This is a genomic window from Lichenibacterium minor (assembly GCF_004137685.1).
GTDB lineage: Bacteria > Pseudomonadota > Alphaproteobacteria > Rhizobiales > Beijerinckiaceae > Lichenihabitans > Lichenihabitans minor.
Genome location: NZ_QYBB01000003.1, coordinates 93,887 through 107,117, shown reverse-complemented (window position 1 = coordinate 107,117; position 13,231 = coordinate 93,887). Strand labels below are relative to the sequence as shown.

Sequence of the window (13,231 nt, the reverse complement as noted above, 5' to 3'; positions counted from 1 at the left end):
TCACGAGACCCCGGCCGCGGCGGTTCGGAGCGCATGCGCTCCCCCGCGGCCGCGGGTCCTTTCGGAGGGATCGCGAGTTCCATGAGCGAGGCTGACATCCAGACGGCGCCGGAGAGCGCCGGCGAGACCAAGACGTTCCAGGCCGACGTGTCGCGCCTGCTGGAGCTCATGGTCCACTCGATCTATTCCGAGCGGGACGTCTTCCTGCGCGAGCTCATCTCCAACGCCGCCGACGCCTGCGAGAAGCTGCGCTACGAGGCCATCGCCGAGCCCAACCTCGCCGCCGACGGCGAAGGCTTCGCCATCCGGGTCGTCATCGACAAGGAGGCCAGGACGCTGGCCGTGGTCGACAATGGCATCGGCATGGGGCGCGACGACCTCGACCGCGCGCTCGGCACCATCGCGTCCTCTGGCACCAAGGCGTTCCTGGACAAGATCGGTTCGCAGGCCGAGGAGGAAAGCGGCAACCTCATCGGCCAGTTCGGCATCGGCTTCTATTCGGCCTTCATGGTCGCCGACAGCGTCGAGGTCCGCACCCGCCGCGCCGGCACCGACGAGGCCTGGCGCTGGACCAGCGACGGCAAGGGTTCCTATGCGGTCGCGGCCCTGCCGCTCGACGACGCGCCGGCCCGCGGCACCCGCGTGACCCTGCACCTCAACGAGGAGGCCCAGAAGGAATTCCTGGAGCCGTGGCGCGTCGAGCGCCTGGTCAAGGAGCATTCCGGCGCCGTGGCGGTGCCGATCGACCTGCAGGAAACGCCCGACGGCGAAGCCCGCCGCCTCACCGATGGCGCGGCGCTGTGGGCGAAGTCGAAGGCCGACATCACGCCCGAGCAATATACCGAGTTCTATCGCACGCTGGCGGCGCAATACGACGAGCCGGCGCTGACGATCCATTACCGGGCCGAAGGGCGGCACGAGTATTCGGTGCTGGCCTTCGTGCCGGGCTCGAAGCCCTTCGACCTGTTCGACCCCCAGCGCAAGGGCCGGACCAAGCTCTACGTGCGCCGCGTGCTGATCTCCGACGAGGCCGACCTGCTGCCGGGGTGGCTGCGCTTCGTGCGCGCCGTCGTCGACACGGCCGACCTGCCGCTCAACGTGTCGCGCGAGATGGTGCAGAACTCGCCGGTCTTCGCCGCCATCCGCAAGGGCGTCACCAACCGCGTCCTCGGCGACCTGACCAAGATGGCCGACAACGACGCCGACGGGTTCGGCAAGGTGTGGGAGAACTTCGGGGCCGTCCTCAAGGAAGGCATCTACGAGGACCCCGAGCGCCGCGACGGCCTGTTCAAGCTGGCCCGCTTCGCGTCCACGAAGCACCCCGACGGCGGCCGCACCCTCGCGCAATACGTCGCCGACCTGCGGGAAAACCAGACCGCGATCTACTACCTCGTCGGCGACGACCTGGCCCGGTTGAAGACATCGCCGCAACTCGAAGGCTTCCGGGCGCGCGGCATCGAGGTGCTGCTGCTGCCGGACGCCGTCGACGCCTTCTGGGTGCAGAACGCCGTCGGCTTCGAGGGCAAGCCCTTCAAATCGGTGACCCAGGGCGCGGCCGACATCAAGTCGGTGCCGATGGCCGAGGGCGAGAAGCAGCCCGACGACAGGGAGGTCGGCCCGAAGATCGCGACGCTGCTCGCCTTCATGAAGCAGACCCTGGCCGAATCCGTCGAGGACGTCCGGGCGTCGGATCGCCTGTCGGAAAGCCCGGCCTGCCTCATCGCGCCCGAGTTCGGCCCGGACCGTCGCCTCGAGAAGATCCTGGCGCAGCACGGAAAGCTCGGCGGTGCGGCGTCGAAGCCCGTGCTGGAGATCAACCCGGGCCACCCGCTGGTGACGGCGCTGGCCGATCGCCATGCCGGCGAGGGGGACCGCTCCATCGTCGAGGACTCGGCCTGGCTGCTCCACGACGAGGCGCGCATCATGGACGGCGAACTGCCGGCCGATGCCGCAGCCTTCGCGGCGCGCCTGCGGCGCGTGATGGAGAAGGCGGCGGGCTGACCCCACCCCGGCGGCCGCCCGTTCCCCCCGACGGGGATGCGGGCGGCCCGCACCCTCGACGTGGTGGACCCATGATGACCCTCGCCGCCGCCCTCGGCGCCGCCACACGGGCGCTCGCGGCGGCCCACGTTCCCGACCCCCAGGTCGACGCCCGCCTTCTGCTGCTCGCCGCCGCGGGGCTCGACCGCCTCGCCCTCGTTCTCGACCCCCACCGCCCGCTTCAGCCGGACGCCGCGGCGAGGCTCGACGGCTGGGTGGCGCGCCGCGCGGCGCGCGAACCGGTGTCGCGCATCCTCGGGCGGCGCGACTTCTGGGGCCTGACGCTGCGCGTTACGCCCGACGTGCTCGATCCCAGGCCCGACACCGAGACCGTCGTGGCGGCGGTGCTCGACGCGCTCGGCCCGCGGCGCGGCGACGCGTTGACCGTGCTCGACCTCGGCACCGGCTCGGGCGCCATCCTGTGCGGGCTCCTGTCCGAACTGCCGCGCGCGACCGGATGGGGTGTCGACCGCTCCGCCGCCGCCTGCGCGGTGGCGCGGGGCAACCTCGCCGCCCACGGGTTCGCGCCCCGAAATCTCGTGCTGCAGGGCGACTGGGCGGCGGCGCTCGGGCCGCGCCGCTTCGACGTCGTGGCGTCGAACCCGCCCTACATCGAGAGCGCCGTCATTCCCGGCCTCGACCGCGACGTGCGCGACCACGACCCGCCGGCGGCGCTCGACGGGGGCGCCGACGGCCTCGCCTGCTACCGCGTCCTCGCCGCCGATCTGCCGCGCCTCCTGGCGCCGGGTGGCATCGCCTGTTTCGAGGTCGGCCGGGGACAGGACGGTGACGTCGCGCAGCTGATGGGCGCGGCGGGGATCGGCGCCGTCCGCGTCCGGCCCGATCTCGCCGGCATCCCCCGGGCCGTCCTGGGCCGCTCGGCGCCGGACGCGCCGGTCGGACGACGCCGAGCGCAGAAGCCCGCCGCCGCGGACGGGGAAGCCGCGTCCCGAGACGGCCGGGGACGCGGCCGTTCTTGAAGGCGCGAGGTCGGTGGCGGAAGGGTTCCGCCGGGTGGGCAGAGCGTCAACCCGCGGGCGGCGCTTCGAGCCCGCCGACGACGTGGGCCACCGCCGCCTCCACGTGCAGCGCCGTCGTGTCGAAGACCGGGAATCCCGGCAGGTCCTCCTGGCCGATCAGCAGGAAGATCTCGGTGCAGCCGAGGATCACCCCTTCGGCGCCGGCGGCCCGGAGGGCTTCGACCACGCGGAGGTATTCGGCCTTCGATTCCGGCCGGATGTCGCGCCGCACCAGTTCGTCGAAGACGACGCGGTCGACCGCCACGATGTCGGCCTCGGGCGGCACCACGACCTCGACGCCGAACCGCTCCGCGTAGCGCTGCGCCATGTCGGCCGACCGCATCGTGGCGGCGGTGCCGAGCAGCCCGACGCGGCGCAGGCCGGCCGCGCGCACCGCCGCGCCCGTGGCGTCGACGATGTGGATGAAGGGCGTGGCCCGCTCGGCCATGATCGGCGCCACGACGCGATGCATGGTGTTGGTGGCGCAGATCACGACGTCGACGCCCGCGGCTTCCAGGCGGTCCACCTTGTCGGCGAGGTAGTCCCGCGCCGCGTCCCACAGGCCGCCGTGGACGAAGTGCTGGATGTTGCCGAAGTTGACCGACACGAGGACGATCTCGGCATTGTCCCAGCCGCCATGGTGGGCGTTCAGCCGTGCGTTGAGCAGGCGGTAATAGTCGGCGGTGGCGACGTCGCTCATGCCGCCGAGGACGCCGATGGTCTTCTGGCGCAGCGGCCGAGGGGGCGAGGCGGTCATGAGGGCGAGGCGGTCATGAGGGCGGCTCCGGTCGTCGGCCCCGCTCTGCCGCAAAGCGCCCCGATCGGCAAGGACGCGAGGGCGCGGACGCCCCGGCCCTCAGCACGATTCGGGGGCGTACCGGCATTTGATGTCGTGCTCGTTCTGCAGTTCGATCGCGCCGGCGCTGCCGGCCGGGTAGCCGCCGTAGGAGCCGTTCGGCCCCTGCACGTCATTGCCGTAGCCGTAGCGGTTGACGTGGTAGGCGGGGTTCTCGCCCCCGGCGCGGGCGGCGCCGAGCTGGTCGTATTGCGGCGACGGCAGCACCTGGGCCGTCGCGGCCGGGATGACGGCGCCGCAGGCCAGGAGGCCGGCGGCGGCCAGCAGTGATTTCATGACCATGGCCTCGCTCGCATGCCGAAGGCGCCCGCGGCGTCAACGTTTCGGCGCGGCGCCGGGTCGCCGACCGCCGGGACGCCGGCCTGCGGCGACTGCGCGCGGGGCGCGCCCCGGCGCCCCGCCATTCACAACGAGCGCAGGTATCCCGCCGGCTTCTGGCCCAGGATGCGCCACGTCCCCGCGAGGCCGAGCCCCACGGTGACCACCAGGGCCGCGAGCGCCGCCTCCGCCGCCGGCGCCCACGCGAAGGCGAAGTCGAAACCCATCACCCCCGTCACCACGCCCCAGGCCGCCGCCGTGCCGGCCAACACGCCGAACAGCGCCGTTCCCAGGCCCAGGATGCCGTATTCGAGCACGAAGGCGAGCAGCAGGCGTCGGCGCGTGGCGCCGAGCACCTTCAGCATCACGGCGTCGTAGACGCGCGCCCGCCGCCCGGCCGCGAGCGCCCCGGACAGGACCAGGACGGAGGACAGGATCGTCACGGCGGATGCCGCCCGCGTGGCGGTCCCGAGCTTGCCCACGAAGGCGTTGACGGCTTCGAGCACGTCGCGCACCCGCACCGTCGTGACGGCCGGGTAGCTGTGGGCGATGTCGCGGGCGAGGGCGGTGTCGCGCGCGGGGTCGTCGGTCGGGAAGCCCGCCGTGGCGAGTTCCATGTAGGGGGCGCCGCGGAACGCGTTGGGCGAGAACACCATCACGAAGTTGATGCCGAGGTTCTGCCAATCAACCTTGCGCAGGTTGGCCACCCTGGCGGTGACGGGGCGGCCCAGCACGTTGACGGTGACGCTTTGGCCGAGCTTCAGGCCGATGCCGTCGGCGAGCTCCCGGTCGAAGGACACGAGCGGCACCCCGGAATAGTCCTTCGGCCACCAATCCCCCACGACCACGCGCGAGCCCTTCGGCGGGGCGTCGGCGAAGGTGATGCCGCGGTCCCCTTCCAGCACCCAGGTGGCGCCCTGCCGGGCGTGGACCTTGTCGGCCGGCACGCCGTCCACCGCCGTGATGCGGCCCCGCAGGATCGGCACGTTTTCCAGAACCGCGGCGGGCGCCTTCTGCCGGACGAAGTCGAGGAAGCCCGCGGCATCGCGGTTCGGCACGTCGGCGAAGAAGAAGGACGGCGTCACGCCGGGGCGCGCTTCGGTGATCTGGCGCTGGATGTTGTCGTCGATCAGCGCCAGCGTCACCAGAAGCGTCAGGCCGAGGCCGAGCGACAGCACCACGGCGGAGGTCAGCGCGCCCGGCCGGTGGATGTTGCCGAGCGCCAGCCTGAGCTCGACGTTGCGGGGACGGGGCAGGGCGCGGGCCGCCGCCATGAACCCCCAGGCGACCAGGCGCAGCGCCGCGAACACCAGCAGCGTCGCGCCGACGTCGTAGGCGGCGAGCCTGCGGTCCTCCGAGAAGCCGACCGCGCAGCCTGCCAGCGCCACCACGGCGGCGAGCAGGGCCAGCCGGTAGCCGAAGCGCAGGCGCCCGGGATCGGGCTCGACGGCGTCCCGGAACAGCGCCGACACCGGCACGTCGTGGACGCGGCCGAGCGTCGGCAGCGAGAACACCAGCGCGGTGAGGAAGCCGTAGAGCGCGCCGAGCCCCAGCGCCGCCGGGTGAAGGCCCGCCACGATGGGGAGCGGGAGCAGGGCGCCCAGGCCCGCCGCCGCCGCATAGGGGAGGGCCGCGCCGGCGACCACGCCCGCCAGCACGCCGAACAGCGCCACCAGCATGACCTGGGCGAGCCCCATGGCGAAGACCGAGCCGCCCGGCGCGCCGAGCGCCTTCAGCACGGCCAGGCTGGCGCGTTTCCGTTCCATCGCGGCCTTGACGGCGTTGGCGACGCCGACGCCGCCGACCACGAGCGCGGTGAGGCCGATCAGCGTCAGGAACTGGGTGAAGCGGCCGAGGTTGCGGTCGAACTCGGGGGACACGTTGTTCCGCGTCTTGATCTCCCAGCCGGCTTCGGGGAAGGCGGCCCGGGCGTCCGTGACGAGGCGGGCCAGCGCGGCGTCGTCGGCCGGCCCCGCGAGGTCGAGCCGAGCCGTGAACTTGGCGAGCGATCCGGGCTGGATCAGCCCCGTGGCGTCGAGCCCCGCCCGGCTCATCAGCACGCCGGGCGCGAAGGCGATGCCGCCGGCGAGCCGGTCCGGCTCCGAGCGGATGACCCCCCGCAGGGTGAAGGCGCCGGCGCCGATCGCGACGGCGTCGCCGACCTTCACGCCGAGCCGGTCCGCCAGGGCGGCGTCGGCGACGAGGCCGGGGCGGCCGTCGTGGTCCGCGAGCGCGACGTCGAGCGGCTGCGCGGGGTCGAGCGCCACGGTTCCGGCCGTCGGATAGGCGCCGTCGACCGCCTTGACGTCGACCAGGCTCGCCTGGTCGCCGGCCCGCGCCATCGAGCGCGCCGTGACGACCTGGCTCAGGCGACCCCGCGCCGCCAGCCAGTCGCGCTCCGGCGCCCCGAGCGGCTGCGACACGGTGGCGAAGGCGGCGTCCCCGCCCAGCATGGTGCGGCCTTCCCGCCCGAGCCCGTCCGACAGGCTTCCCGCCACCGAGCCCACGCCCGCGATGGCGGCGACCCCGAGGGCGATGCAGACGAGGAAGATCCAGTAGCCGCCGAGCCCGCCGCGCAGGTCCCGCCAGGCGAGGCGCAGCGCGATGGGCCCGCTGGGGGGCATCCCGCCCCCGCGGCGCGCGGCGGCGCCGGGTTCGGCGCGGGCGCTCAAGCGGCGGCTCCGGCCGACGCGCGGGCCGTGTCGGATTCGACCGTGCCGGAGCGGATCCTCACCGTGCGGTCGCAGCGCGCCGCCAGGCCCGCGTCGTGGGTCACCAGCACCAGCGTGGCGCCGCGCTCGCGCCGGGTGGCGAAGATGAGGTCCATGATGGCCTGGCCGGTGGACTCGTCGAGGTTGCCGGTGGGCTCGTCGGCGACCAGGATGGCGGGGTCGGGCGCCAGCGCCCGGGCCAGCGCCACGCGCTGCTGTTCGCCGCCCGACAGCTGCGACGGGTAGTGGCCGAGCCGCTCCCCGAGGCCCACCCCGCGCAGCTCGGCAGCGGCCCGCGCGAAGGCGTCGGCCCGGCCGGCGAGTTCCAAGGGCACGGCGACGTTTTCCAGCGCCGTCATGGTCGGGATGAGGTGGAAGCTTTGGAACACGATGCCGATGTGGCGGCCGCGGAACCGCGCAAGGCGGTCCTCGTCGAGCCCGTCGATGCGGGTGCCGTCGACCGTGACGCTGCCGCGCTCCGGACGCTCCAGCCCGGCCAGGACGCTCAGCAGCGTCGACTTGCCGGAGCCCGACGGCCCCGTGAGGCCCACCGCTTCGCCCTTGGCCACCGCGAGATCGATCCCCTTCAGGATATGGACTCGGGCCGCCGCCCGCCCCAGACTCACGTGCACACCGTCGAGCGAGATCGCAGCTTGAACCATCACAGACCCTCGAAGCCCCGCGCTCGGCGGCCCCACCCATATGGGCCCGCCCGCCTGCGATGTCAGTTGGCCGCAGCCGTTCTGTTCGTCGCATCGGCCGGACCGGCGCTCGCCACCACCACGATCGCGGCCTTTGGCGACAGCCTGTCGGCCGGGTATCAGCTCCCCGCCGACGCGGCCTTCCCGGCGGTGCTGGAAGCCGCGCTGCGCCGCGACGGCTACGACGTGCGGGTCAACAACGCGGCCGTGTCGGGCGACACCACGCAGGGCGGGCTCGCGCGGCTCGATTGGTCGGTGCCGGACGGCACGGACCTCGCGATCGTCGAACTCGGCGCCAACGACATGCTGCGCGGCGTCGACACGGGCGTGACGGCGAAGAACCTCGCCGACATCGTGGGCGGCCTGCAGAAGCGCGGCATCAGAGTTTTGCTGGCGGGAATGTATGCCGCCACGGAGCTCGACGCGGCCTACCGCGAGCGCTTCGCCGCCATCTACCCGGGCCTCGCCAAGCGGGACGGCGTGCCGCTCTACCCGTTCTTCCTCGCCGGCCTCATCGGCCATCCCGAGCTGCACCTCGCCGACGGCATGCATCCCAACGCCGCCGGGGTGCGGGCGATCGTGGGGAACATGCTGCCGACCGTGGAAGAAACGCTGAAGGGCATGGGCGTGGCGCCGTCGGGGGTGAAGGGGTGACGCGACCGTCGAAGGGGGGCGCCCGCCCGTGACCGCGATGGACCGCCGCCCGCGCGTCCGGCGGCTGGTGCTCGGCGACTACCGATCCTACCCCGCCCTCGACCTGCCGCTGTCCGGTGCGCCCGTGGTGCTGGCGGGGCACAACGGCGCGGGCAAGACAAACCTGCTCGAGGCCCTGTCGTTCTTCACGCCCGGCCGCGGCTTCCGCCGCGCCGAACTCGCCGAATGCGCGCGCGACGCGGGCCAGGGCGGCTGGGCCGTGTCGGTCGCCGTCGAGGACGCGTCACAGGCCGTCGAGGCCGTGCAGCTCGGCACCGGCCTGGAGCCGCCCGACGGCGTCACGGCGGCCTCGCGCCGCTGCCGCATCGACCGCGCCGCCGTGCCCTCCGCCAAGGGCTTCGCCGAGCACCTGCGCGTGGTGTGGTTGACGCCCGCCATGGACGGTCTCTTCGCCGGCCCGTCGTCCGAACGGCGGCGTTTCCTCGACCGCATCGTGCTGACGGTGGACAGCGAGCACGGCACCCGCGTGTCCGCCCTGGAACGCGCGCTGCGCAACCGCAACCGCGTGCTGGAGGAGGGGCGCCAGTCCGGCCGCCTCGACGCCGCCTGGGCCGAGGCCGCCGAACGCGAGGTGGCGTCGCTCGGCGTGGCGGTCGCTGCGGCGCGCCACGAGACGGTGACGCGGCTCGCGGCCCTCATCGCGGTCCATCGCGACCCGGCCTCGCCCTTTCCCTGGGCCGACGTGTCGGTGGTGGGCGGCGTGGAAGCGCTGGTGGCGAACCACCCGGCGCTCGACGCCGAGGACCGCTACCGCGCCCTCCTGCGCGACACCCGTTCCCGGGACGCCGCGGCCGGGCGCACCTCCATCGGCCCGCACCTCAGCGACCTCGCGGTGCGCCACGGCCCCAAGGACGCCGAAGCGGCTCGCTCCTCGACGGGCGAGCAGAAGGCGCTGCTGGTGGGGCTGGTGCTGGCGTCGGCGCGGCTCGTCACCGCCATGAGCGGCATCGCGCCGCTGGTGCTGCTCGACGAGATCGCGGCGCATTTCGACCCCGTCCGCCGGGAAGCGCTCTATGCGGAGCTGCAGGCCCTCGGCGGCCACGTCTTCATGACGGGCGCCGACCCGGCCCTGTTCGCCGAACTGCGCGGCGCCGAGCGCTTCGAGGTGGTGCCGGGGGCGGTGCGGCCGGCGGGGTGACGCTTCTCTGACAGACCCAAGACACGGGCCGGAAGCAACCGTTTCGAGCTTCTACGTCTTCCCGAAGAAAGACGTGATGTCGAACCAGAGATCGTGAGGGCCGTCGGGTCCGCGGAGACGGATCAGGTCGAACAGGCGGCCGCCGCGCCGGAACGTCGCCTGCTCACCCGACCATCGCCAGCGCGGATGGACATGGGCCTGCCAAACGTGTTCGGCCCTGACCCCCTCCATCTCGTTCGTCGCATCGAGAATCACGACGGCACGATCCTGCGACGAGCCGTCTCCGCCGCCGAACGTGACCGGTTCTGCGCTCGCCGGCGCCGAAGCGCACAGCGCCATGACCAAGGCTGAACACAACGAGAGCCGCGAGCCGAACATGTCCGTCATGGGGCCTACCCGACCGAGCGTCTCGAAGCGTTTCCATCCTGACGTGAATTCGGCGGAGAAGCTACCCCGTCGGCGCGAGGTTGGTTTCCACCAGCACCGTGTCGGCGTCGAAGTTGGCGAGATGCCACGTGCCGGCCGGGAAGGCGAAGACCGTGCCGGCCGAGAAGGGACGTTCGCCCTGTTCGGTTTCGAGCGTGCCCGAGCCCGACACCACCTGCACGAACTGGTCGTGGTCGTGGCTGTGGCGCTTCCCCCGCGTGCCGGCCGGCACCTCGACCGTGACCAGGGACATGCCCGGCAGCTCGATGCGCCGCTTCACCAGCCCGCCCGGCGCCGCGGCGGCTTCGACCTCGTCCCACGCGACCACATGCTGCGTCATCGCCGTCCCGCCCTGTTTCGGTGTCACCGGTATTCGTCGGCGGCCATCAGGTGGTTGCACACGTAATCGGCGACGGAGACCTCCAGCGTCGCGAACGGCCGCTGGAACCCGGCGGCGCGCAGCTTCTCCATGCGGGCCTCGGTGAAATACTGGTATTGGCCGCGGATCGCGTCCGGCATGTCGGCATAGTCGACGCTCACCTCGACCCCGAGCGCCGCGCCCGTGGCCAGGATGAGGTCGCGGAACGAGCGCGCCCGGCCGGTGCCGAGGTTGAACAGGCCGGACACGCGCGGGTTGTCCAGCAGCCACGACACGGCGGCGCAGCAGTCCTTCACCGACACGAAGTCGCGCCGCTGCTCGCCGTCGGCGATCCCGTCGCGGTGCGAGCGGAACAGCGTGATCGTGTCGCCGGCCGCGATGCGCTTCGCCGTCTTGGCGACGAGCGAGCGCATGTCGCCCTTGTGGCCCTCGTTGGGGCCGAACACGTTGAAGAACTTCAGCCCCGCCCATTGCGGCGGCGCGTGGCCCTCCGCGGCGCGCTCGACCGCCCAGCGGTCGAACAGGTGCTTCGACCAGCCGTAAAGGTTCAGCGGCCGCAGCTGCGCCAGCGCGCCCGCGGACGCGTCGTCGTCGAAGCCGAGCGTGCCGTCGCCGTAGGTCGCCGCCGAGGAGGCGTAGACGAAGGGGGTGCCCGTCGCCGCGCACCAGCTCCACAGCCGCGTCGACAGGCGGAAGTTGTTGGCGGCGATGTGGTCGCCGTCGGTCGCCGTGGTCGATGAATCGGCGCCCATGTGGATCACCGCGTCGAGCCGCGGCCGTCCCGCCAGCCAGCCCTCGATCTCGCCGGGAAAGACGATGTCGCGCAGGTTCCGCTTGGCGAGGTTGCGCCACTTGCCGTCGTGGCCGAGCGTGTCCGCCACGGCGATGTCGCGCCGGCCGGCGGCCTCGAGATCGGCGCAGATGTTGGAACCGATGAAGCCGGCGCCGCCGGTGACGAGGATCACGGCGCCGTCCCGACGGCGCGATCCGCCCCGGCGCCCCGCGCCGCGAGGCGCGTCGTCGATTGGCCGGGCACGAGCCGCGCCAGCATCACCCGGCCGCCGTTGGCCTTGACGATGTCGGCGCCCACCACGGTGTCCTCCGTGTAGTCGGCACCCTTCACCAGCAGGTCGGGCTGCAGCGCCGCGATCAGCTCCAGCGGCGTGTCCTCGTCGAACAGCACCACGGCGGCCACGCCCTTCAGGGCGCCCACCACCTCGGCGCGGGCGTCCTCTGCCTGCAGGGGGCGGTTCGGGCCCTTGAGGCGGCGCACCGACGCGTCGGTGTTCAGCGCCATGACGAGCCGGTCGCAGCCGGCCGCGGCCTGCCGGACCAGCGACGCGTGGCCGGGATGGAGGAGGTCGAAGCATCCGTTGGTGAAGCCGACCGACAGGCCCTGGCGGCGCCACCAGGCCCGCAACGCCACGGCGGCCTCGCGGTCGAGCAGGCGCCCGTCCTCGACGTCCGCGCCGCCGTCGGCCGTCAGGTCGGCCAGCAGCTCGTCGCGCGACACGAGCGCGGTGCCGACCTTGCCCACCACGATGCCGGCGGCGTGGTTGGCGGCCCGCATGGCATCCGCCACCGGCATGCCGACCGCGAGGCAGAGCGCCAGCGTGCCCACCACCGTGTCGCCGGCGCCCGACACGTCGAACACCTCCTGGGCCACGGTCGGCAGGTGGATCGGCTCCCCGTCGACGGGGAAATACGACATGCCCTTCTCGGAGCGCGTGAGCAGGATGTCGGCGCCGCACATGCGGATCGCGATGGCGGCCGCCGCGCGGGCGTCGTCGTCGCTTTCGCAAGGGTGGCCGGTGGCGAGCGCGAGTTCGGCGCGGTTGGGCGTCACGATCGCGGCGCCGCGGTAGGCCGCGAGGTTCCGGCGCTTCGGGTCGACGATCACGCGCTTGCCGGCCGCCGCCGCGGCGTCGAACACCGCGCGCAGCAGCCCGTCCGACACGACGCCCTTGCCGTAGTCGGACAGGACGGCGATGTCGGCCGCCGCCGTGGCCTCCGCGGCGCGCTCCGCCGCGCGCGCGTCGACCTCGTCGGGCAGCGGGCCGCGATCCTCGTGGTCGATGCGGGCGATCTGCTGGTTGTGGCCGAGCAGGCGCGTCTTGCGCGTCGTGCGGCAGCGGCTGTCCACCACCAGGCGGTCGCGCGCGATGCCGCCGTGGGCGTCGAGCAGCGCCGCCAGCGCCGTGAAACCCTCGTCCGGCCCGGCGACGCCGACGAGATCGACCTGCCCGCCGAGATGCGCCACGTTGGCGGCCACGTTGGCGGCCCCGCCCGCCACGGCCCGCTCGGAGGCGAGCCGCACCACCGGCACCGGCGCTTCGGGCGAGATGCGCTCGACCTCGCCCTGCAGGTAGACGTCGAGCATCAGGTCGCCGATCACCGCGACCCGGGCGCGCGCCAGATCGTCGAACACATGCCGCATCGCGTCAGCCCCGTCCCGTTCCGGCCGGACCTATGGCGCGGCGGCGCGGATTTGCCAAATCAGTTCGGCTCCCGCTTGGCGCGGTCGAGGTGGCCGAGGTCGCGGTCCGGGTCGAGGCGGTCGCGGACGCGCCCCTTCAGCGCCTTGACGTCCGGGAAGCCGCCGTCGCGCACCCGTTCCCAGATCTCCGCGCCGTCGTAGGTGATCGCGAAAGCGCCCCCCGTGGCGGGGATCAGCGCGACCTCGCCGAGGTCGGTGCCGAAGGTCGACAGGAGCTCCTGCGCCATCCAGGCCGCCCGGAGCAGCCAATGGCACTGCGTGCAATAGGTGAAGGCGATCCGGGGTTTTCGCGCATCCGTCATCGGTTCGGTCCTCCTCGGTGCGGTTCGGGGGGCCTCGATCCCGTGGAAACGGGCGCCCGTCGACCCTCGCAGCCCGACACAGGATGGTGCTTCGCCCTCCGCTCGGGTAGCTGCTGTCGCGGTCGTGTGC

At 73.2% G+C, this 13,231-nt stretch carries 13 protein-coding genes; 4 read left to right on the top strand and 9 right to left on the bottom strand.

What is annotated here, in order from left to right:
- Positions 1 to 81 precede the first annotated feature (81 nt).
- Both htpG and prmC read left to right on the top strand, forming a co-directional pair.
- Positions 82 to 2,001, top strand: coding sequence for a molecular chaperone HtpG (htpG, locus tag D3273_RS04630; RefSeq protein ID WP_129223977.1), 1,920 nt, complete (start codon positions 82 to 84; stop codon positions 1,999 to 2,001).
- Positions 2,002 to 2,075: 74 nt separating this feature from the next.
- Positions 2,076 to 3,020: a peptide chain release factor N(5)-glutamine methyltransferase gene (gene prmC, locus D3273_RS04625; protein ID WP_129223975.1), complete on the top strand. Its 945-nt coding sequence runs from the start codon at positions 2,076 to 2,078 to the stop codon at positions 3,018 to 3,020.
- A 46-nt stretch (positions 3,021 to 3,066) separates the two neighbouring features.
- Here prmC and D3273_RS04620 read toward each other — a convergent pair whose 3' ends face one another.
- The 4 genes from D3273_RS04620 to D3273_RS04605 all read right to left on the bottom strand — a co-directional run bounded on the left by D3273_RS04620 (position 3,067) and on the right by D3273_RS04605 (position 7,606).
- The gene (locus tag D3273_RS04620; protein WP_129223973.1) at positions 3,067 to 3,816 is read right to left on the bottom strand and encodes an aspartate/glutamate racemase family protein; all 750 of its coding nucleotides are present in this window, start codon (positions 3,814 to 3,816) and stop codon (positions 3,067 to 3,069) included.
- A 99-nt stretch (positions 3,817 to 3,915) separates the two neighbouring features.
- Positions 3,916 to 4,191, bottom strand: a complete 276-nt coding sequence (locus D3273_RS04615; RefSeq protein WP_129223971.1) for a hypothetical protein — start codon at positions 4,189 to 4,191, stop codon at positions 3,916 to 3,918.
- Between the two features lie 128 nt (positions 4,192 to 4,319).
- Complete coding sequence (locus D3273_RS04610; RefSeq protein WP_129224223.1) at positions 4,320 to 6,857, bottom strand: ABC transporter permease; 2,538 nt, start codon at positions 6,855 to 6,857, stop codon at positions 4,320 to 4,322.
- A gap of 44 nt (positions 6,858 to 6,901) precedes the next feature.
- Positions 6,902 to 7,606 carry an ABC transporter ATP-binding protein gene (locus D3273_RS04605; protein ID WP_129223969.1) on the bottom strand — a complete coding sequence of 235 codons (705 nt, stop codon included), beginning with the start codon at positions 7,604 to 7,606 and terminating at the stop codon, positions 6,902 to 6,904.
- A 66-nt stretch (positions 7,607 to 7,672) separates the two neighbouring features.
- Here D3273_RS04605 and D3273_RS04600 point away from each other — a divergent pair, with 66 nt between their 5' ends.
- Complete coding sequence (locus D3273_RS04600) at positions 7,673 to 8,299, top strand: arylesterase (protein ID WP_245500989.1); 627 nt, start codon at positions 7,673 to 7,675, stop codon at positions 8,297 to 8,299.
- A 37-nt stretch (positions 8,300 to 8,336) separates the two neighbouring features.
- Positions 8,337 to 9,497 (top strand): DNA replication/repair protein RecF, encoded by a 1,161-nt coding sequence (gene recF / locus D3273_RS04595; RefSeq protein ID WP_129224221.1) that lies wholly within the window; start codon positions 8,337 to 8,339, stop codon positions 9,495 to 9,497.
- Positions 9,498 to 9,548: 51 nt separating this feature from the next.
- Here recF and D3273_RS04590 read toward each other — a convergent pair whose 3' ends face one another.
- From D3273_RS04590 to D3273_RS04570, 5 genes are all read right to left on the bottom strand, one after another.
- Positions 9,549 to 9,884, bottom strand: coding sequence for a hypothetical protein (locus D3273_RS04590; RefSeq protein ID WP_129223965.1), 336 nt, complete (start codon positions 9,882 to 9,884; stop codon positions 9,549 to 9,551).
- Between the two features lie 61 nt (positions 9,885 to 9,945).
- Positions 9,946 to 10,263: a cupin domain-containing protein gene (locus D3273_RS04585; RefSeq protein ID WP_129223963.1), complete on the bottom strand. Its 318-nt coding sequence runs from the start codon at positions 10,261 to 10,263 to the stop codon at positions 9,946 to 9,948.
- Positions 10,264 to 10,286: 23 nt separating this feature from the next.
- Entirely contained in the window at positions 10,287 to 11,267 is a 981-nt protein-coding gene (gene rfaD / locus D3273_RS04580; RefSeq protein ID WP_129223961.1) for an ADP-glyceromanno-heptose 6-epimerase, read from the bottom strand.
- Positions 11,264 to 12,739: a PfkB family carbohydrate kinase gene (locus tag D3273_RS04575; RefSeq protein ID WP_129223960.1), complete on the bottom strand. Its 1,476-nt coding sequence runs from the start codon at positions 12,737 to 12,739 to the stop codon at positions 11,264 to 11,266. The genes rfaD and D3273_RS04575 overlap by 4 nt, the downstream gene beginning before the upstream one ends.
- 59 nt (positions 12,740 to 12,798) lie before the next feature.
- Entirely contained in the window at positions 12,799 to 13,101 is a 303-nt protein-coding gene (locus D3273_RS04570; RefSeq protein WP_129223958.1) for an Rdx family protein, read from the bottom strand.
- Between the last annotated feature and the right edge of the window lie 130 nt (positions 13,102 to 13,231).

What these genes read in the sequence shown, in the direction of transcription:
- htpG (WP_129223977.1), top strand. Translation starts at nt 82, where the DNA reads ATGAGCGAGGCTGACATCCAGACGGCGCCGGAGAGCGCCGGCGAGACC.
- prmC (WP_129223975.1), top strand. Translation starts at nt 2,076, where the DNA reads ATGACCCTCGCCGCCGCCCTCGGCGCCGCCACACGGGCGCTCGCGGCG.
- D3273_RS04620 (WP_129223973.1), bottom strand. Translation starts at nt 3,816, where the DNA reads ATGACCGCCTCGCCCCCTCGGCCGCTGCGCCAGAAGACCATCGGCGTC.
- D3273_RS04615 (WP_129223971.1), bottom strand. Translation starts at nt 4,191, where the DNA reads ATGAAATCACTGCTGGCCGCCGCCGGCCTCCTGGCCTGCGGCGCCGTC.
- D3273_RS04610 (WP_129224223.1), bottom strand. Translation starts at nt 6,857, where the DNA reads ATGCCCCCCAGCGGGCCCATCGCGCTGCGCCTCGCCTGGCGGGACCTG.
- D3273_RS04605 (WP_129223969.1), bottom strand. Translation starts at nt 7,606, where the DNA reads ATGGTTCAAGCTGCGATCTCGCTCGACGGTGTGCACGTGAGTCTGGGG.
- recF (WP_129224221.1), top strand. Translation starts at nt 8,337, where the DNA reads ATGGACCGCCGCCCGCGCGTCCGGCGGCTGGTGCTCGGCGACTACCGA.
- D3273_RS04590 (WP_129223965.1), bottom strand. Translation starts at nt 9,884, where the DNA reads ATGACGGACATGTTCGGCTCGCGGCTCTCGTTGTGTTCAGCCTTGGTC.
- D3273_RS04585 (WP_129223963.1), bottom strand. Translation starts at nt 10,263, where the DNA reads ATGACGCAGCATGTGGTCGCGTGGGACGAGGTCGAAGCCGCCGCGGCG.
- D3273_RS04575 (WP_129223960.1), bottom strand. Translation starts at nt 12,739, where the DNA reads ATGCGGCATGTGTTCGACGATCTGGCGCGCGCCCGGGTCGCGGTGATC.
- D3273_RS04570 (WP_129223958.1), bottom strand. Translation starts at nt 13,101, where the DNA reads ATGACGGATGCGCGAAAACCCCGGATCGCCTTCACCTATTGCACGCAG.